The sequence below is a fragment of the Gillisia sp. Hel1_33_143 genome (genome assembly GCF_900104765.1).
Classification (GTDB): Bacteria; Bacteroidota; Bacteroidia; order Flavobacteriales; family Flavobacteriaceae; genus Gillisia.
The window spans coordinates 734436-754801 of record NZ_LT629737.1; the positions used below are offsets into that span (position 1 = coordinate 734436).

Sequence of the window (20366 nt, forward strand, 5' to 3'; positions counted from 1 at the left end):
AGATATTTACATCAAGAAACATAATAACCTTTAAAACACAGCATCATGAAATTAGCCCTTGTAACCGCATTTCCTCCGAGTAAAGTAACTCTTAACGAGTATGGATATCACCTTGCAAAGCATTTTGCTAACAATCCGGAAGTAGACGAACTGATCCTGATAACAGATCATACTTCAGAAGCAAAACAACTAGATTTCGAAGCGCCACATTGTAAGATCACAGTGAAAGAAAGCTGGAAGTTTAACAGCTACAAAAATGTTATCAATATCTATAAAAGTATTAATGAGACTAAACCAGATGCTGTTTTATTCAATCTACAATTCATGAAATTTGGAGATAAGAAGATCCCGGCAGCTTTAGGATTATTTCTACCATTTATTTGCAAGTTAAAAGGAATTCCTACTGTAGCTTTACTACACAACATTCTAGAGCACGTAGATCTTAGCAATGCAGGTTTTACAGATAATCGTATCTTAAAAAGCATCTTTAATTTTATAGGCACTAGTCTTACCAGAGTAGTTCTAAAAGCAGACGTTGTTGCGGTAACCATTGCAAAATATGTTGAAGTTCTTAATGAGAAGTATAACGCTAAGAATGTTTCACTTTTACCTCATGGATCTTTTGAAACTCCAGCAGAACCAAACTATGAGCTTCCAAAAGGCCCAAAAAAGATAATGACTTTCGGGAAATTTGGAACCTATAAGAAAGTAGAAATTTTAATTGAAGCCGTAGAAAAATTACGACTTACTTCTAATGAAGAGTTGGAGATCGTAATTGCAGGAACAGATAGCCCAAATACTCTAGGATACTTAAAAAGTGTTGAAGAAAGATATAGTCATGTTCCAGGCATTACGTTTACAGGTTATGTTGCAGAAGAAGATGTACCTGTAATTTTTGGAGAAAGCACCGTAGTTGCCTTTCCTTACACTTCTACCACAGGAAGTTCTGGAGTGTTACATCAGGCAGGAAGTTACGGGAAAGCGGTAGTAATGCCCAATCTGGGAGATCTAGCGCTTTTAGTAGAAGATGAAGGATATACTGGAGAATTTTTTGAACCAGGAGATGTAGATTCCTTAGCTATATCTATCGCAAAGATCATTGAAAGCGATGCGCATAGAATTGAAATTAGTAAAACCAATTATAAAGCTGCCTGTAGCCTACCAATGGAAACTATAGCACAGATGTATGTAGATGAGTTTAACAATATTATAGTATCTAAAGCTAATTTGAAATATGCTTAAAAGCAGGTTTTTCCTTACCGTAAGCATCTAAAAACCCAAAATGTTTTTGCCTTGCTTTCCTCCAAGGTAAAACTCCTACTACATTAGATGGAACCTCATTAAAATCATACAATGTCCAAGACATGAATGCAAGCTTTTCTTTAGATAGGAAAGCTTGCATTACTTTATAATATTCTGCCTGTTCATCCAAACTATACCCTAAAGGGTTCCATATACCAGAATAAGAAGATCTTCCAAATTCTCCTAAGATCATAGGCTTATTAACAACAATTTTAAGTTTTGAATATGCTTCTTTAAATTCTTCCGGAGATCTATAATAATGAAATGAGATTAAGTCTAGTTCTTCTTGAAGAATTTCAGCTTTAGATGGGTCAGACCACCCAACCGTTACCAAATGCACAGGATCTTCTTTTTTAATGATCTTATTTAGATTAGATAACCAGTCTATAACATTTTGAGCGCCTCTGCTATCAAAATCCAGATCTGGTTCATTCTTAAGATCATAAGCCAAAAGGGCTTTTTTATCTTTGAGCGCAGTTACAATTTGGCGCGCATGCTCATGCGTAAGAGTCCAATTTAGAACATCATAATCTCCATAAAAATCAAAAAGACAAACCACAACCTTGAGGTCTAATTTTTCTGCAAGATCCATTAAAATAAGTAGTTTTTTCAATTTCTCCTCTTTAACATCTGCTTTCCCAAAATCATCATAAGGCACAAAAATTCGCAATGTATTTAATCCTGCGTTTTTGATGATGGTAAAGTCTCTAGCTAGAATATCAGAATCAAAATCTTCTCCAAAAAGATCCCAGGCGGTTGCCTGAGGGTAATAATTAATACCTTTTATATCAAAGGGATTTCCATTGTAAAGCAATTGTTTGTTTTCTACTTTCCAGTTTATTTGCGGTTTGTTCACCACCTCCACTTTTTCTGGAGCAATTCTTACCTGATGTCTAATTCGCCAAAATCCATCTTCCAGCAGCATTATAACCTTATAGGTAGCAGTATCTGTAACCGTTGCTATAGATTGTTCATCTAAAAATGAGTGCCTATATTCCACCACATTCTTATCTGTGAACATAATAAATTGACCGTCTGCACTGTAGAATTCTAATTTTGGATGGTGTTCTACAGAAGTTGATTTAAAATGTAATTTTTCTTTTTTGTTAAATTTGAGATTCTTAAAAAGGTTTACCCGAGCACTATCTGTATAGTAATCTGCAATTCCATCATCTTTATTGGTACTAAGAGCAACTTGTTTTACATACCATGCATTAAGATAATCGCGCTCAATTTCTTGTAAACGCTCTTTTTCTATAGGTCTACCTTCCACGTTAGTAGTATCCCATATTATCTTAGGAAGATACATTCTTGTGCCTTTAATCTCGGTATGCAACATGGTAGATCTCTCTGCTCCCGTATTTAGAAAACCTAACACAGAGCTAATTCCAAAGATTATTAGCCCATTCAAAGCTAAGAAGCTAAGAATTATTAAAGCCCTATATAGATTTTTATTGATCTTTTCTCGCATTAAAATGTTACCTGAATAGATTTGGATACTCCCAAGGTTATTACCTTAAAAGTATATTTTTCTGATCTAAGATCTTTATTGTTCAGTTCAAATTCAACAATTCCGGTTTCTGAAGTCTCAATCATTCTTGCCACCACATCACCTTTACTGTTTTCAATTTTTAAAACTACTTCAGCCCCATCCGGAATGATCTGATTCATAAAACTTTTTATAGGTCCAACTTTTAGTATTTTTTCATGCTCCAGAAGTACTATTGGGAAATCTTCTAATGCTGCTTTAAAATTAAGTTGAAGAATATCACTTTGAGCCATTCCGGTTACATTTGCCTGAATCTCCCAGCTATCTTCCGCGCTAGGGTGCAACACTTTTACGGTAGCTATTCCATCTATGCTCCCGGCGGAAGATTCCAAAATAGCACCAGCATTATTAGTAATTATAAAATTTACCATGGTTCCATCAGACACTATATTATCAAATTCATCTTTTAAAATAGTAGTTTTAATACTGGCTATCTGATTACCATCTGCAAAATTATGTTGTCTCTGTGCTAGAATTTTAAAATCAGTTGCGGTAGATGGATATACAAAACTTACCAGTTCTTTAGTTTGAATATCATTACTTTCTACGCCCACAAGAATTTTTGCTGAAGTATGTTTACTGAAAATATTTTTCCAACTAAACATATTCTCTGTGAGTTGTATTGTATTTTGAAGATCTCCTAAAAAGAACTCGGCTATATCCACCGTGGTATTATCTGGCGTTGGATTATCAAATTTATCTGTGGGAATAGCAACCAGCATACTAAAATCTCTATCTCCAGCTTGTATACTTCTAGGTCCAAAATAGGTCTCTATCAATATTGGTTGCACTTCTGGCTGAATGGTAAAAGAACCATTTTGAAGAATTTTTCCATCGCGTATTAATTGCCAGGAAACCAATCCAGCCTTGTTTGAAATAAAAGACGGGATTTGAAAGTAACTTTTTTGATCATCTTCTGTAGGGGTAATAATTGTACTCCCGTAAGAATATTGTAAATTCATAAATGTCTTTACGCTAGTTGAGTCAAATTCAACTCTTATCTTTTCACCTGTTTCATATAAAGCTTTAAATTTTAGTTGATTACCTGTTGAATCCACAACCCTACCTTCTTCAGAAAAATTACTGAAGAGTACTAGAAATGCTATAATAAGAATATTTCTCATCTTGGATTGCCAATATAATTATTCAAATCTACCTTTATATAATTAAACGTTTCTGCCTCCACACGCTGCAAGTTCAAATTGAGTTGCTCTGCGTTTCGGTCTGGGATCACTTTCCCGGCTATTGAAGTATTTGGAAGTCCGTTAACAAATACATTTTTCATAGAATCATCAATGATCTTCAAACCATTAAGCTTTGGGAAATCATTATAGAAACTTTGCTTTCTTTGCACCCGTATTCCATTTTGCAGATATAGATGTTCTACCCAAATAAGATCCTTTTGCTCATTATAATAAGAGAATAATACCTGCGGAATGGTAACTTCCTGTACCCCAAAATTAAATAAAGAACCCTGAAGTCTTTCCCCTTCCACTCCCATAGAATTTACGGCAACACTTTTATAAAGATCTGTAATAGCCACATTCCCTGCACACTGTAAGTTGAATTTTACGGGCTTATCTTTTAGCAAAATGGGAGTAAATTGTGCAGGATCAAAAGTTTCTGGAATAGCAGAATTCTTCTCCAGCCAAGCTATGCCTTCAAAATCTACTCTAAAGCTAGTGATCTCTTTCGGCATTAATTTATGATTCATGGTTTGTCTGGCATTATAAGATGCCAGTTCATTATTAGCTTCATCATATAAAGTACCTTTAATAACAACATCTGCCGGCATAAAATCTATATTCTGAATTTCTCCTATAATGGCATATCTACCATTGTACTCAATCAATTTAGCAGAAAGCACTTCTAGTACAGGCTGCTTTAATATATCTTCATGGTAAGTTTGCTGGGTAGAGATCTTTCTTCTTCCATGATTATAGAACTTTGTGTTATTCTCAGAAAAGAACTGATCTGGTGGTAGATCATTATCTATTGTTGCCGGTTCTATAAACCACTTATTCTTAATTTTTTTAAGATAATGAACATCCTCCTTTTTAATCATTTCTAAAGCTGTGATCCAATTGGTAGCTGTTTTGGCGATCGCAACAGAATCGTTTACACTTTCAATTTCTACATGTATACTATCCAATTTAGCATAAGAGCTCAAAATACCATCGGTTACAGATACTTCCAGCATATATTGTGAAAGGTTTTTACCTGAATTTGGATCTAAATAGCTATGTGCTCTCTCAAATTCTTTAAAATCTAGGGCATCATAATAAGCTTCCACTACATTCTCTGGGCTAATTTGAGTGCTATTTTCAAAATAAACCCATGCAGAAAGTGCCAAAATAAGCAGTGTTAGCCCGTAAGCCCATAAATGATTGATCTTTACAATTAGTGGATTAAACCTTTTATATTCAATTCCATATTTTAGAAAATCTGGTTTTGCAGGTATCTTCGTTTTTAAAGTATTCCACCAAATAAGTTGGAAATTTATGATAAAAGCAATTATAACGGTTAGAATTGGAATGATGCCCCACATTAATTTTAGAAATAGCGGTACATCTTCTATGCTAATAACCTTGGATAGGGGTGGTACATTAAGCTTCTCCCATACCATAATCCCATTCTCCAGCTGTTGTAATCTTTGCCACCCACTAAAATACAGAATTGGATCATAGAACTTATCATTAGAGAAAATGTACTTTAAATTGTATTTCTCTGGTACCGCTAAGAATTGCTGTAATGAACCTATACCTTCTACTCCTCTAAACTTTGAATTCTCTAAGCGTTCTACAGCTCTTGTGGTAAGTTCTGGTAATCTACGTGCAGAATGATAATTTCCATCTACCGTTAGGGCTTTTGTTTGAGCAGAGAGCCATGCCATTTGATCTCCAAAACCAAGGGTTAAAAATCTCCAATGATCGTGCTGATCTTGATTTAGAAAGTTAATAATAGGAAGCGATTTTATTTGCTGCGGCTGCATTGGCCTAAAATAGCTCATGCTTAGGGTGAAAACACTTATAAATAAGAACACAGCTACAAGAAATCCACCTATTAATCTATGGTACACCGCTCCAAACCTATCCTGAATTCTTTGTTTTAGATCACCTTCAGAAAACCTATAAGCAAATTCTCCAAACATGGGTAGCGCCATTATAGAGCCCCAAAGGGTAAACCTATCTAGGGTTAAAATATTAAAGGCAGTATCGCCTAGTAGAAGCTTGGGAATTGGAGTGGTTCCACCGGTTCCCAATATAAATAACATCAGAAATGATAATCCAAAAAATATATATCTCTTAGAAAAATAGCGATAAATAATATATGGAAATAGAAAAAATAAGATTCCCCATGGAATAATAAAGAACACTAAACCAGAAGAAGTAACCTCTATAAAACTATCTCTACTCCCATGCGGAATTGGTACTTGTGTAATTGGATTATTCTTTGAATTTATCCAGTACGGCAGAATACAAAAAACTATAAGGAATAGAGAGCTAAAGCCAAAGATTACTATTCTTTTAAAAAGTTTGAAAAACGAATTTAGAAATACCCTAAAAGTTACATCCTTAAATGAGCCTGCAATTTCTCTTGAATGATCCATGATCACCATTCCTATTAAAGGAAAGATAAAAAATATCATTCCAAAAATTGGAGTTACATGATGCGATGTTACTGTTACCGCTATTAAAGAAACGGCTCTTAGAAAATACTTCCACTTCCCTGTTTTAATATACAGATAGATCTCGGGCAAAGAATGCATAAGCACAGAGAGGCCTATGATACTTGGGAGCTGTCCAAAAATATGCAAAGTTTCTACAAAAGAGGATGAAAACACTGCTAGTAAAGCAGCATAACCAGCTACTTTTCTATTAGCGGTAATAAGCAAAGAGTATCTATAAACCCCGGTAATAAATAAGATCACCGCTATTATAGCTGTGGTAAATAGCCCAAATTTAAGTCCGCCAATATAGGAGAACAGCGCAATGGCCTGATGTACCAGCGGTGGATATCCCATTACTGTAAACCCCGTATACCATTTATAGTTCCAAGGTTCAAACCAATTGTTAGAATAATGCTCTGCAAAAAATAGGTGTATAAGTGCATCATACGTATTTTCTAAGGTGAAGAAAATACTGGAAGAATGAAACACTATTCCTATGATTAAGGCAGCAATTAAGTATTTATTGGTGGCTTCTTTTAGACCTTGCATGTATTGTAATTAGTTGACATAAAGATAAGTGAAGCTTAAAAGGCATCAAATTCAATCATCGTATCGAACGTTCCATTCATCGAATCAAACCTACGCATTTATCTAATATAGAATTTATGATCGGTATATCCATATACTTTTACATCAGAATTTAATCTTAATCGCCATGAAAATATTAGCCGTAGATGACCAGCAATTAGTTTTAATGCCTCTAGAAAAGAGATTGAAAGATCTCGGGTATGAGGTAAAAACCTCAACTCATTCTGAAAGTGCTTTAGAACTTTATAAAAGTTTTCAGCCAGATCTTTTAATCTTAGATATTAATATGCCTGGAACTTCTGGAATTGAAATTATAAGATATATTAGAAATTGGCTTAAAGACGAAACTCCTATTATGGTTCTTTCTGGTAATACCGATGAAAAGATCCTTTTAGAAGCTTTTGAGCTTGGCATTCATGATTTTATGAAAAAACCTCTTAGCTTGGATGAGATCTCTGCTAGAGTTAAAAGATTGGTAGGTCCTGCTTTAGAAAACGAAAAAATTATTACTACCAACTCTATTCTTCAAAATAGATGTGTAGGTGTGGTTATACCTTGTTATAATGAAGAAAAGAGATTAAAATCTAAAGAATTTATAGATTTCATAGAAGGAAATTCTGGATATCACTTTTGTTTTGTGAATGATGGAAGTTCAGACAAGACCATAGAAGTATTAGAGCAATTACGTGCCGGAAGAGAACACTACATAAGTATCTATGATTGTGAGAAAAATGGAGGAAAAGCAGAGGCTGTAAGACAAGGGCTTTTGCATATGGCACAATATGATGATCTAGATTATCTAGGCTTTTTAGATGCAGATCTTTCTACAGACCTTACAGATTTTGATGATCTGGTAAAAACAATTTCTACCACAGATTTTCAAATTGTAAATGGTTCTAGAATAAGTAGAATGGGAGCAAATATCACTAAAGAAAGTGCAAGAAAGCTAATTAGTATGACCATTAATCTTATTATTTGCAACATTCTAGGAATGTCTTTTAGAGATACTCAATGTGGAGCAAAGATCATGAGAAAAGAATTGATCCCGATTGCTTTTAATAAACCTTTCCTTACAAAGTGGCTATTTGATGTTGAAATATTTATGAGAATGAAGCATCATTTTGGTAAAGAAAAAGCCAGAGATATTATATGTGAGCAACCATTAAAAAGATGGATACACGCAGACGGATCTAAACTTTCTATGAAGGATTCTGCTAAAATTGGATTTCAATTGATACATATCTACTGGAACTATACAGGAAAAAACACATTCCAAAAAGCATCCTAAATTTACTATATAAAAGAAAACTATTAATACCCGATTAAATTCTGAAAAGACTTCTCTAAACATGGTTAGAGGAGTCTTTTATATTTATTCAAACTGTTTCTTTAAATACCTTTCTGCAATTAATTCTTCTGGCAAAATACTATTGTCTGCCAGTAACATTTGCTTCTTACCTGTTACCGGGTTTTCAAAAAGAGAATATCCAGGTCTACAGGTTTTAAACCTGTACAGCGCGATCTTTAGACCTTCAATAAAACCGTGATCTTTAGTAACAGTATAAATTTTACGAGAACAGGTAGTCTTATATAAACATTTAGGCCTCTTAGGTTCGGGTACCATTTTCCAGAAAATTTCTATACTAATAAGAAGAAGATATCTCATTTTCAGAATTTTAAAAATTATAAATCAAGTACCGTTTCCACTCGCTACCAGCTATAAGAGAATACGTGGTATTTGCAGAAATCCGACACTCAATTATAAAATTTGATGGGGTACTATATCTTTCCGAAAATACTATCATAACTTTTAATTTCCTTACGGCAATCCATACAAGAAGTATGGTTTAAGTTAAAATTCAGAAAGTAGGGTAACTGAAGCCTTATTATTAATTCTGATGACGATCTTTCAAAATTCACGCCGAAAAATGGTTGATTTAAAAATTCTTCGATCATTTCTCGCTTTTTTAACATTATAGACATTTATAGGCAACATCTCTTTTATATGATTTTTTCAATCTCCTTAACTATAATCTTCAGATTATTAAGCTGGTAAGAAATATTCAGATGCGTTATCACCATCTGTTGCACTATAATTTAAGAAAGCTTTGACTATTGTTTAACAATCCTTTATAATCGACACTAGAAGGTTAATTCTAATTTTAAGAAAGCAAAAACCACAGAAATGAAGGAAGAAAAAAATAATGCAAAGAAGGAGGAGATGCAGCAAAATGTTTCAGATCCAAAGGGCACAACTATGACTACCAATCAAGGACTTAAGGTTAATAATACCAATAATTCCTTGAAAGCCGGTGAGCGTGGTGCAACACTATTAGAAGACTTTATTTTAAGAGAAAAGATCACTCATTTTGATCATGAAAGAATTCCAGAACGCATTGTGCATGCAAGAGGAAGCGGAGCTCATGGTTATTTTGAACTATATAAAAGTCAGGAGAAATATACCAAAGCCGGAATTTTTACAGATACTAATAGGAGAACCCCTGTGTTTACCAGATTCTCTACCGTGGCAGGATCTAAGGGATCTGCAGATATGGCCAGAGATGTTAGAGGTTTTGCTGTAAAATTTTATACTGAAGAGGGAATTTTTGATCTGGTAGGAAACAATATGCCTATCTTTTTTATTCAGGATGCTATGAAGTTTCCAGATCTAATTCATGCTGTTAAACCAGAGCCACATAGAGAAATTCCTCAGGCAGCTTCTGCTCACGATACTTTTTATGATTTTGTTTCTCGTACGCCAGAGACGCTTCATAACCATATTTGGGCAATGAGCGACCGTGCCATTCCTAGAAGTTTACGAATGATGGAAGGTTTCGGAATCCATACTTTTAGATTGATAAATAAAGAAGGGAAATCTCACTTCGTAAAATTTCATTGGAAACCATTATTAGGGGTAAAATCTGTAACCTGGGATGAGGCGGTTAAGCTTCATGGAGCAGATAGCGATTTTCATCGTCGCGATCTATGGGATGCTATAGATTCTGGTCAGTTTCCAGAATGGGAACTCGGTCTTCAAATAGTTCCTGAAGAAGATGAGCATAAGTTTGATTTTGATCTTTTAGATCCTACAAAGCTTATTCCTGAAGAGATGGTACCGGTACAGCGAATTGGTAAAATGACTCTTAACAGAAATCCAGATAATTTCTTTGCCGAAACAGAACAGATCGCTTTTCACCCAGGACATATAGTTCCAGGAATAGATTTTAGTAATGATCCATTACTACAAGGAAGATTATTCTCTTACACAGATACTCAGCTTTCTAGATTAGGAAGTCCGAACTTTCATGAAATCCCTATTAATAGACCTATTAATCCGGTACATAATAACCAGAGAGACGGGCACATGAGAATGACGGTTAATAAAGGGAATACCGCTTACTTCCCAAATTCTATGAGCGGTGGTTGTCCTCATTTAGCAAAAATGGCTGAAGGTGGATTCACAAGTTATGAAGAGCGAATAGATGCTAATAAAGTAAGAGCAAGAAGCGAGAGCTTTAGCGATCATTATTCACAACCGGGAATTTTCTATAGAAGTTTAAAAGATTGGGAACAAAATCACATTGTAGACGCTTACTCTTTTGAACTTGGAAAATGTACCCAAGACTATATTAAGGAGCGTATGTTATACCTCATTGATAAGATAGATAAAGATCTTGCTAAACAGGTTGCAGATAATTTAGGATTAAAGGTTCCTTCTAGTGTTGAAAAACCAATAAACCAAGCTATTGGAGCAGATGATGATGGCACTAAAAATGAGCCTCAAAAAAGAAAGGATTATCTAGATAAATCTGAAGCTCTAAGCCAAACGCATATTAAAACAGATACTATTGCTACTAGAAAGATCGCTTTTTTAGTAAGTGATGGATTTAATGCAGATCATGTTACTATCATGAAACAGGCCTTAGAAAAAGAAAATGCTGTTGTAAATATAGTGGCTACTCATGGTGGAACGGTAAAAGGATCAGATAGCAAAACACATAAGGTAGATGCTGCACTTATGACTACAGAAAGTGTTGCTTTTGATGCTATATATATTCCCGGTGGTTCAAAAAGCATTAAGGCTTTAAAAGAAAATGCCAAGGCAAAGAAATTCATCAATGAGACTTTAAAACATTGTAAAGCTATAGCGATGGATGGAGAAGGAGAAGATCTATTTGATGATACTTTTGGTAAAGACTTTAAAGAAGATGCTGCTGTATTTATCAATAAAAAACCTTCAGCTTTCATTAAAGCTATTGCAGACCATAGAAACTGGGATAGAGAAGATAAAGCTAAAATGATCCCAGCTTAATACTTACAATTAATACTAAATTCAATAGAGATCCCGATAATAACATGTCGGGATCTTTTATTAACACAAACTGAAATGCTATCTATAAAAATAAAGATTAGACAAAAGAATCCATATAGAAGAATTTTAATTAGTAGAATCTCTAAGCTTTTTTTTAATTGATTCCGGTATTCTCCATGAGAAATTATTTAACAATTGTCTGTAAACTTCTTGCCATAATGAGTCTTCCTTATCTAGTAGCGCAACACGATTTTTTTTAAGAAGAATCATTACCTCATAAACACTGTGATAACCCGGTAAAACTTGTTCACATTCTTCCAAGTTTCTAAGTGCTCCTTCTACATTTTTATCTAATAAAGAATATAAAGCTTTTCGTTCTAATGTTGCAGCCTTCATTTCTTTAGAGCCGGTACCAATAGTATTGTTCTGGAATTGAAGTTTGATACTATTATCATCTAAATCTTCAACTTTATCATCATCTAAAGACATGCTCATTCCTGCAGATACAATGGGCGTATTATTATTAGCACTCACTGTTGCTATCTTTTGATTTCGCGCACCTATATCTACTTTAATGGCCATTACCTGCGGATATAATTTTGTATCGGCATCATAAATTTTAGATTTTATGGTTGCCAAAGCCTGCATTGCATTTTGGATGGTGGTTTGGTTTATTTCTGATGGCAATGGCAATAATGTAGTTACATCTTTAGATTTTATTCCAATTACCTCAATCATTAAAGTTCCGCTCAATTTCCCGGCTTTAGCAGCGAGTCCAATCGAATACAGGTCACTTATGTTAATTCCTGCCTCTGCGGTGGTAATTAATGAAATAAGTCGTAATCCAACCCCTACCCGCTTATAACCAATAAAATTGTTTCTTTCATCTCGCTGGCCTAGCGTTGCATATTTCATATAATCCATAGTCACCTTATAGCTGGTGTTCTTTTTGGATATAGCAAAAGGGATATAGGCTATCTTACCTTCGGATGTCAATTGCCCTATTGAGACCAAAACCGTCTCATTGTTTAAAAAACCCAGAGTTTCTTCAGCATTTAATAGTTTAAGATCTTTACTGGCAATTAATCCATCCTGAACAATTAAGATATCATCATTAAATTCTGTAGGATCTACAGGTTCAAAACCTCTAAAATTCTTGAAGCTCTTGGCTTCCTCTAATACAGCATCATTAGTTTCTATAGCTTTACAGCCAAACAGAAGTATTAAAATCAGGAAAAATTGACTAGAAATTTTCATTCTCTATAATTAAAATGACTTATTTAAGACCTTTAGCTAAGAATAAAAAATATAAGTTCCTGAATTTGAGCACTTAAAGCTACTCTATTTTATTTTAATAATGCTTCCTAATTACTGTTTTTTAAAAAACCAAATACGCAATCACGTCTCATTATTAGACACTTACATCAGCCAAATCTCTCTATAATATATCAACTTCTTTTGTGCTTCTGTATATTAGCCATTTAAATAATATTTTAACATGGATAAAAACTTTTGGGTAAAACTAAAATCGCAGTTACTAGAATTTTTATTAGAAATTGGGCCAGAACTTATTTACGCTCTAGTGATCCTTATTTTCGGAATATTCCTGATAAAGATCTTGATGAGAATATTAAAAGGAACTCTTAGAAAATCTAGGGTAGAACTTTCGCTTAAAACTTTTTTGGAAAGTCTTAGTGTATTTCTACTTTATGGCTTTCTTTTCTTTGTAGTTGGTTCTATCTTAGGAATAAAAACAACTTCCTTTATTGCAGTTTTTGGAGCTGCCGGGATTGCAATTGGATTAGCTTTACAAGGAAGTTTATCGAACTTTGCAGGAGGGGTGCTTATTTTGGTCTTTAAACCATTTAAGATCGGGGACCTAATTAATGTAAACGACAATCTGGGGTTTGTAGAACAAATTGATATACTATACACTCGAATAAAGACTTTTGATGGCAGAATAATTACAATGCCTAATGGGAATGTGTCCAACAGCGACGTAGATAACCGCACTATGGAGAAATATAGAAGAATAGACCTAGATCTAAAATTCTCTTTTGATACAGATATGGATGAGATACGAAGAGTTGTTACTAATGGCATGAACACTCATCCAAAATTAGCAACTCATTTACCGGTAGATGTCTGGCTAAATGAGATTGGTGAATATCAAATGAAAATAAAAGCTAGATGCTGGGTAGAATCTATAGAATTTTGGCCGGCATACTGGGAGCAACTAGAAGCAGTTAAAAAGGAATTAGATAGAGAAGGAATTATAATACCAATTCCCAAACATAAAATCTATAAAGAGGATCCTTCATAATATTTATTTGAGAGAAATAATTATACATTAAAAGCCTGTAAAAACAGGCTTTTAATGTATTCTAAAACTATAATACTAATTTTTGATCTCTACTCGAATCCCTTTAGTATGAGCAGAAAATTCTGGAGCATACATACTTTCTAAAAGCGTGATCCCATTAGAAAATCTTCCGGCATTATTAGCTCTAACTGTATATTCTAATACGTAAACACCTTTCTTTAAGGAGTCAAAGAAAAAGTGAGTGGCAGCATCTCGTGTGCTTTGAAAATATCCTGTACTATCCTGATATTTATATTCGCTTAACACATCAGTAGGTTCAAATCCGCTTGCACGCATATCTTTTAGATGCACAAAATCCATAGCTGCTTCACTTCTTACAACTAATCTTACTGTTACCAGATCTCCAGTTTTAATAGGAGTATTAGATGTTATTTTCCTTAACTTATTATCTGGTAGATTCAGATAAAGTTCCTTCTCTAAGCTTAACGGACTTTCAGAATCATCCTTTATTTTATCCAGATCTTCAAAATATTGCCAATAGGCACCGCCATAACCGGCAGTAGTATTATTATTTTCAATTTGAATATCTCCAAGATCTTTAGATACCTCCTTCGCGCTCCAATTTATTTTTAGATATCCGGTACCTGCTTCCTTATTAGTTTCTTCTAATTTTTCGGGTTTAATCATTTTGTTCCCTACTTTAATAACAGTATTATCTGAAATACTTAGCCAATCTTTCCCTTTCATTAAAAGAGCATAACAAGCTGCCGTAGTAGATTTTGATGTATTCCAATGGGTGGTTCGCTTAATTTTGCAAAAGCCTAATCTTCATTTCTTCTACAGCCTCTTCATCATTAAGCACGTCACTAAAAGCTTCTATAAGCATAGCTTGTGTTTCTACCGATGTTCTGCTGTAAGACCAAGAAGATTGATTTTCTTTCCAATACATTCCATTATCCTGAGAGCGAACTGCAGATTCCTTTAAAGACTTAAGGATCTTTTTTGCTGCTTCTTCTTCTCCAAATGCATTTAACACCAATGATAAGGTTCCTTTATCATGCAATGATTTTTGTAACCATTCCTCCTTTTGAAATTTGATAATTTTGTTTACTAACTCTTGATGTTTTTTAGGTAATGGATGCTTTTTAAGATGATAAATTCTTGCGTACAAGTAAGACAAAGCATAATTACTTTTATAGAAATCATCTTTTTTTCTATAATAAGTATCTAACTTTTCTATTCTTAAAAACTCCTTATCTAAGTATACAATCGCATTGTTTATAAAACTTTTTGAATCTAAAGCAACTCCAAGCTTTTCAAGTTTACCAAACCCTGTTAAAATAATTCGAGTTATATAAAAATTATCTCTTCCGCCATAAAACCAAGGAAATGCTCCAGAAGGATTTTGCAATTGTACAAGTTTGGCAAGAGCAGATTCTAATTCTAGATTTATCTTTTGGATATCAAATAATTCTGCAACTCTCTTCTTTCTGGCAGTTTCAGATTCTGCATCTATAACCCAAGGGGTTTCTTGCAAGAGTATAGATCTTAGGTCTTCATTCTTTTCCAGATTGCTTACTAAAGAACTATCTTTTTTCCATTCATTAAATACAGCCGCAATTTTAGGTTGAGAATTGAGGATATGATTTCCAACAGAATTTGCAAAGATCTTGGCAAAGATCTGTTCAGAACTTTCATATTCATTATTCATTAAATAAGGTAAACTTTGTATAGCATACCACGCAGGATTGGAAGAGTATTCGATAGTGAATTTATGATTTCTTAATGTTGATGAGTGCTGCTCTTTTAGATTTTTAAAAACGTACTCTTCCGTTTTTCCTGCCCGAACAAAAAATGGAATACTTTCTTTTACCAGCATTCTATTTTTTAGAACTGGCAGCAGATTTTCTTCTCCATCCGTAAAATTTCCGGCTTTTGCCAAAATTCTATAGGTTACAGCACCAACTGTATCTGGCACCACCAATTTCCATGAAATCACTTCGCTTTTTGAAGAATTCATTTTAAAAGCCCTGAGACTCTCAGAATTATTCATCGCATTATCTATAGGCTGCATAGTAACCGCATCAAATAATTTTAAAATAGCATTTCCTGTTAAGGTTCCTTTAGAAAGGTTACTGATTTTCGCCTTAAAAATGATGGTATCTCCTTCTCTTAAAAAGCGAGGCGCATTAGGTACAACGCTAAATTCTTTCTGAGTAATTATTGTTTTTTGTAAGCTTCCAACATTCCAGTTTTTTGTATGCGCTAATAATCTCAATTTCCAGCGAGTAAGAGCTTCAGGACTTGTAAAACTGAATTCGAGCATACCATTTTCATTCAATTTTAACTGAGGAAGGAAAAAGGCTGTTTCATCCAGATCTTTTCTTGCTTCTACTTTTTGAAGGTCTGCTACTCCAGCTTTGGTAGTAATTATAACCACCCCACTAGATGCACTTGTACCATATAGGCTAATTGCCTCCATTCCAGTTAAAACCTCCACATTAATTATATCTTTAGAATCAAGATCGTACGTGGTAACTAGCTTACCATCTACTACAAATAGCGGAGTTTTAGCATTATTTAAAGTAGAACTCCCCCGTATAGATATAACTTCATTTAATACCTCTACTCCCGCAACTTTGCCTTGTAGCATCATCTCTGCATTCAATTCTGAACCTCCTGCTGATGTCTCTGCTTGTGGAGCTGGAACTACCTCGTTCAATTGAGTATTATCATTCTGTAGAACCAAAACAAATTCAGATTCGTTCATGACAATATATTCCTCCGATTTCATTCCTATGAATGAAAATTTAAGAACATCTCCAACCTTCGCGTCTAATGCGAACTCTCCTTGAAGATTACTCTGAGTTCCAGTGGTACTATTATTAATTAAAACATTAACTCCGGGTAATACCAATCCTTTTTCATCAATTATTTTCCCTCTCACGTTACCCTTTAAAACTAAGCCACTTTCGGCTTTTTTAGCTTGTAAATAGTTCTTGTAAAACCAATTATTTTTACTTCCAAAGCTAAATCCGAATGTTCTTAGCTGATTAAAATAAAGCTCCGTTGGTCTATACCCCCAAGAAGGATTATGGTTTGCGTAAAGGTTCATGGTATTAACCATATACGAAGACCTGAAATATGGATAATTGCCATAATCAGACTCTAGATCTGTGGTGGTATTCCACCTACTAGATTTAAAAAGATCTAAAGAAGCATCATACATAGATGCCAGCACCTCTGCATCTGGAATCTTATTATCACTATCTTTTATAGTAAAGCTCCATTTTTCTTCTATCCCGGGTTGAATTTTATTTCTAAAGGTATTAGCCTCTATTAAAAGAGCCTTTTCGTCAGCTTTAAAATTTATTATTTCTTGAAATTCAATTACTCTATTGTCACGAATTCCACTTACCACCAATTTAAACGCTGCTTCTTCTAAGTTCTTAACAGGTATCTTTATGGTTTTTGTGCCATCAACCATAATTAAATCTTTTCTTATAACAGCATTTTTATTGCTGTAAGCATCTACCTTTAAATGAAGATCTTTATAAGGTGTCTTAATTTTGATTTCCGCATAACCATCAGTTTTTATATTTTCTCTATTGACAATAGTCACCTCGAGAATCTGGCCATTATTCAAATAGTTGCTCTCTGGATTGTTAATATTAAAAATGGCTTTAGAAACCCCTTCGCTATTTAAGCTCTTGGCATCTACTTCAATAAGATAACTACCTTCTTTCCAACCTTTAGCTATTTGAAGCTTATCTTCAAATTCTCCATCAGACTCAAAACTAGATTGATAAACCATGCTAGTTTTTGGCCATTGCTCTGGAGGCAACTTGTTTAAGTAAGGTTCATTTGGAAAATGTGTGCTAAACTCCTCTTCTGTAATTAAATTAAATTCCGGAGCTTCCCACCACCTCGCTTTATAATTTTTTTCTGGCGTTTCTAATTGGTAGATCCTTAGTTCTCCAGATACCGGAACCTTTGAATCATTAAGATTTTTAGATGAAAAAGACATTTGAAGGGTATCTCCTAAATCAAGGGATTTCTGAACATCTAAACTCAAAATTAGATTCTTATTACCAATTTTAACCGTTTTTGTAGCGGTTCTGGTTTCTCCAGTTATATCTGTAACATTTGCCTTGACTGAATATCTATATATCTGAAAGGGGTTGGTAACTCCTTCCTTTTTTGCTTCAGCAATAAAATTAATTTCAAAATCTCCGGTATCTCGTGTTAGAACAGAATCTGTTTTAATAATTACAGGATTGGAGTAGGAATATCTCCACCAAGACGCAATCATTTCCTCTCTTGTAACTTCATATTTAACCATAGCATTGGTTATAGCAGCACCCATGTAAGACTTTGCACTACCAGACATTTTAACACTATCTTGAAGTTTAAAACTTTTATTAATAGTATCAAAAGCTACTTCAAACGTTGGCCTTTTATATTCTTCTACACTAAAGAATTTAGATGAATATTGAAAATTGCCTTTATTATAAATCTCATTCCAAAATTCAGTATTAGACGCTGTATCTTCTTCTGCATAGATCTTAAATTCTCCAGTAATACCAGATTTTGGCAGATCAAAACTTCCTGTAAAAGATCCAAACTCATTGGTTTTAAATCTTAGTTCTAGGATCTCATTTCTATTTGGATCATCTACATAAATTTCTATAAATTCATTAGCAACCACAGAGGTTATATTGTCCTTGTTTTGTAGCAACACCCCTTTAAAATATACTTTCTGCCCCGGCCTATAAATTGCTCTATCTAGAAAGAAGATGGTCTTAGCGTTTATTGGTTCTGTAGCTTCTTTGTTATTGTTAATCGTAGCTCTATTCAAATAACTTATCAGAGTATCTTTTCCTTTGATGTAGTAGTTTCTGCTCCTATCATAATATGAGCTAACATTGGCAACTGTTACTTCGCCATTAGAATCTGTATATTTTTTAATTTCATTATCCCCATTATCAGAATTAATATTTAACTGAACATTTTTTAGTGCTTTACCCGTTTTTCTATTAGAAACATTAAAAACGGTATGTAAATTAAATACAGTACTAGAAACTGCAAGATCTGTAACTTGGTACATCCCATAGTTAAGAGCGCCATCAGGTGAATAAAAAAACACCATATAATTGCCCAAAGGTTTTGCTTTAAGAATCACCTCTGTAGTATGAGTGCGGTAATCATCCGGCTCTGGAAGTATAACCTGTAAACTATCGCTGAATTTTGAAGCAGCCTTTTTCACAAAATTATCTCTATCCTTATAGTTTATATCTTCAAAAAAATTAGACACTACTGGAAATGTCTTATAATATAAAGTGTCTATATTCTTGTAGGTAATTAAAGCTCGACCAGATTGTTCTGAGGGTAAAAATTGTTGAATTTCAGTTTTAAAATAAGGTTTAGTAATATGAGCCCTTAACTTAGTTGCGTTCTGAATGGTGGGAGTTGTAGCATATTCTGAGGCTATTATATCCAATAACGCAATGGCTTTTTTCAAAAAATCAGGGTTTTTGAGTTTCTCATCAGTTCCTCTTTCTTCAGCTTGTTCATAATAATAATTAGCCATTTCATAAAGGATCATAGCTTGAGCTCTTTTATTGGTATGATCTTTTGATAGTGCTTCTAATGCATCAAAAAATAGTTTATTAGCGACATCTGTGGCTAACAGTTCTTTTGAGAATTTTAAACGCTCTAACTTCCAAAAGATAAGTGACTTTACCTCATTTCTCTCAGCGTGATTTTTTTCTAGTTGCTGATATATTTTTATTCTTTCCAAAGCAGAAGAACTTACATCATTAATTACTTGTTCATAAAATTTTGGAGTAACAGAAAATAATTGATCTTCAGAAAAGCTGAATTTTTCGTCCCCGAATTCAGTTATAAAAAAAGTTGAATCTTCAAAGAAATCTAAAACATTGGTAGAAAGAACATCGTATAGGCTTGGCTTGTACCTTGCGTTGAAGGAATCTCTGGATAGAATCTCAGAAATATCAGCATTGGAAGTGTTAAATAGAAGCTCTTGATTTTCCAGAGATTTCTTAAATGTGATTTTAATACTATCCAAAAGAATCGGCAGAGACCAAGTAGCAAGGTTTCTTTGGGCTGTATCTAATACCTGGCTCCTATCTTTAAACTTCCAACGGTTAAGCTTATAAAATTTTGAGAGATATATTGCTTTATAATTTCTTAGAATATTTTTATAAGGAGAAGGGATCTTATTTATAGCAACATTTAAATCGTCTAAAATGTACTGCTCAGAATTTTCATGATTGATCTGGTAAAGCCTGTAATGATATACCTTCGCTTTGATATAATCTATTAGGTCTCCTTTTTGAAATGTATTTTCAATTAAAGTTTTGGTACGCTCATTTGCTGTAGAGACTTTTCCTTCTATTTCAAGATCATCAATTTCCTGCCATTCTTTTTGGTAATTACTAACTTGAGAAAATGCAGTGTAGGTAAATAGAAATATTATTCCTAGAAGAAAATTTTTCATGGGTATAAATTAAAAGTAAAATTCGAACGTATAGAGTTGGTAATATAATGAAAAGCTAAAATTTATAGATTGAACTTTACATCGATTTAATGGAATCATATA

Annotated in this window: 11 protein-coding genes; 4 read left to right on the plus strand and 7 right to left on the minus strand. The window is 33.8% G+C overall.

What is annotated here, in order from left to right; translation table 11 throughout:
* Nucleotides 1-45 precede the first annotated feature (45 nt).
* Nucleotides 46-1242 (plus strand): glycosyltransferase, encoded by a 1197-nt coding sequence (locus BLT84_RS03300; protein WP_091262879.1) that lies wholly within the window; start codon nt 46-48, stop codon nt 1240-1242.
* Here BLT84_RS03300 and BLT84_RS03305 read toward each other — a convergent pair.
* Genes BLT84_RS03305 through BLT84_RS03315 form a run of 3 tightly spaced genes read right to left on the minus strand, consistent with a single transcriptional unit; the run spans nt 1223 to nt 7070 of the window.
* Complete coding sequence (locus BLT84_RS03305) at nt 1223-2713, minus strand: cellulase family glycosylhydrolase (protein WP_317039994.1); 1491 nt, start codon at nt 2711-2713, stop codon at nt 1223-1225. The two genes, BLT84_RS03300 and BLT84_RS03305, sit on opposite strands and share 20 nt — an antisense overlap.
* A 59-nt stretch (nt 2714-2772) precedes the next feature.
* The gene (locus tag BLT84_RS03310) at nt 2773-3975 is read right to left on the minus strand and encodes a hypothetical protein (protein ID WP_091262883.1); all 1203 of its coding nucleotides are present in this window, start codon (nt 3973-3975) and stop codon (nt 2773-2775) included.
* A complete protein-coding gene (locus BLT84_RS03315; protein ID WP_091262887.1) occupies nt 3972-7070 on the minus strand; it encodes a hypothetical protein in 3099 nt (1032 codons plus the stop codon). Before BLT84_RS03315 ends, BLT84_RS03310 begins: the two co-directional genes overlap by 4 nt.
* Nucleotides 7071-7236: 166 nt before the next feature.
* On the opposite strand from BLT84_RS03315, the gene BLT84_RS03320 reads away from it, so the two are divergent.
* Nucleotides 7237-8397, plus strand: a complete 1161-nt coding sequence (locus BLT84_RS03320; RefSeq protein WP_034887506.1) for a response regulator — start codon at nt 7237-7239, stop codon at nt 8395-8397.
* A gap of 84 nt (nt 8398-8481) precedes the next feature.
* Here the strand turns inward: BLT84_RS03320 and yidD are convergent, their stop codons facing one another.
* Complete coding sequence (yidD, locus tag BLT84_RS03325) at nt 8482-8775, minus strand: membrane protein insertion efficiency factor YidD (RefSeq protein WP_091262889.1); 294 nt, start codon at nt 8773-8775, stop codon at nt 8482-8484.
* A 519-nt stretch (nt 8776-9294) separates the two neighbouring features.
* On the opposite strand from yidD, the gene BLT84_RS03330 reads away from it, so the two are divergent.
* Entirely contained in the window at nt 9295-11421 is a 2127-nt protein-coding gene (locus BLT84_RS03330) for a catalase (RefSeq protein ID WP_091262891.1), read from the plus strand.
* A gap of 126 nt (nt 11422-11547) precedes the next feature.
* Here BLT84_RS03330 and BLT84_RS03335 read toward each other — a convergent pair whose 3' ends face one another.
* Nucleotides 11548-12678: a hypothetical protein gene (locus BLT84_RS03335; protein ID WP_091262893.1), complete on the minus strand. Its 1131-nt coding sequence runs from the start codon at nt 12676-12678 to the stop codon at nt 11548-11550.
* Nucleotides 12679-12919: 241 nt separating this feature from the next.
* On the opposite strand from BLT84_RS03335, the gene BLT84_RS03340 reads away from it, so the two are divergent.
* Nucleotides 12920-13744 (plus strand): mechanosensitive ion channel family protein, encoded by an 825-nt coding sequence (locus BLT84_RS03340; protein WP_091262895.1) that lies wholly within the window; start codon nt 12920-12922, stop codon nt 13742-13744.
* A gap of 75 nt (nt 13745-13819) precedes the next feature.
* Here the strand turns inward: BLT84_RS03340 and BLT84_RS03345 are convergent, their stop codons facing one another.
* Nucleotides 13820-14491, minus strand: a complete 672-nt coding sequence (locus BLT84_RS03345) for a hypothetical protein (RefSeq protein WP_091262897.1) — start codon at nt 14489-14491, stop codon at nt 13820-13822.
* A 58-nt stretch (nt 14492-14549) separates the two neighbouring features.
* Nucleotides 14550-20264, minus strand: a complete 5715-nt coding sequence (locus BLT84_RS03350; RefSeq protein WP_091262900.1) for an MG2 domain-containing protein — start codon at nt 20262-20264, stop codon at nt 14550-14552.
* Nucleotides 20265-20366: the final 102 nt, after the last annotated feature.

What these genes read in the sequence shown, in the direction of transcription:
- BLT84_RS03340 (WP_091262895.1), top strand. Translation starts at nt 12,920, where the DNA reads ATGGATAAAAACTTTTGGGTAAAACTAAAATCGCAGTTACTAGAATTT.
- BLT84_RS03315 (WP_091262887.1), bottom strand. Translation starts at nt 7,070, where the DNA reads ATGCAAGGTCTAAAAGAAGCCACCAATAAATACTTAATTGCTGCCTTA.
- BLT84_RS03350 (WP_091262900.1), bottom strand. Translation starts at nt 20,264, where the DNA reads ATGAAAAATTTTCTTCTAGGAATAATATTTCTATTTACCTACACTGCA.
- yidD (WP_091262889.1), bottom strand. Translation starts at nt 8,775, where the DNA reads ATGAGATATCTTCTTCTTATTAGTATAGAAATTTTCTGGAAAATGGTA.
- BLT84_RS03345 (WP_091262897.1), bottom strand. Translation starts at nt 14,491, where the DNA reads ATGAAAGGGAAAGATTGGCTAAGTATTTCAGATAATACTGTTATTAAA.
- BLT84_RS03330 (WP_091262891.1), top strand. Translation starts at nt 9,295, where the DNA reads ATGAAGGAAGAAAAAAATAATGCAAAGAAGGAGGAGATGCAGCAAAAT.
- BLT84_RS03335 (WP_091262893.1), bottom strand. Translation starts at nt 12,678, where the DNA reads ATGAAAATTTCTAGTCAATTTTTCCTGATTTTAATACTTCTGTTTGGC.
- BLT84_RS03320 (WP_034887506.1), top strand. Translation starts at nt 7,237, where the DNA reads ATGAAAATATTAGCCGTAGATGACCAGCAATTAGTTTTAATGCCTCTA.
- BLT84_RS03300 (WP_091262879.1), top strand. Translation starts at nt 46, where the DNA reads ATGAAATTAGCCCTTGTAACCGCATTTCCTCCGAGTAAAGTAACTCTT.
- BLT84_RS03310 (WP_091262883.1), bottom strand. Translation starts at nt 3,975, where the DNA reads ATGAGAAATATTCTTATTATAGCATTTCTAGTACTCTTCAGTAATTTT.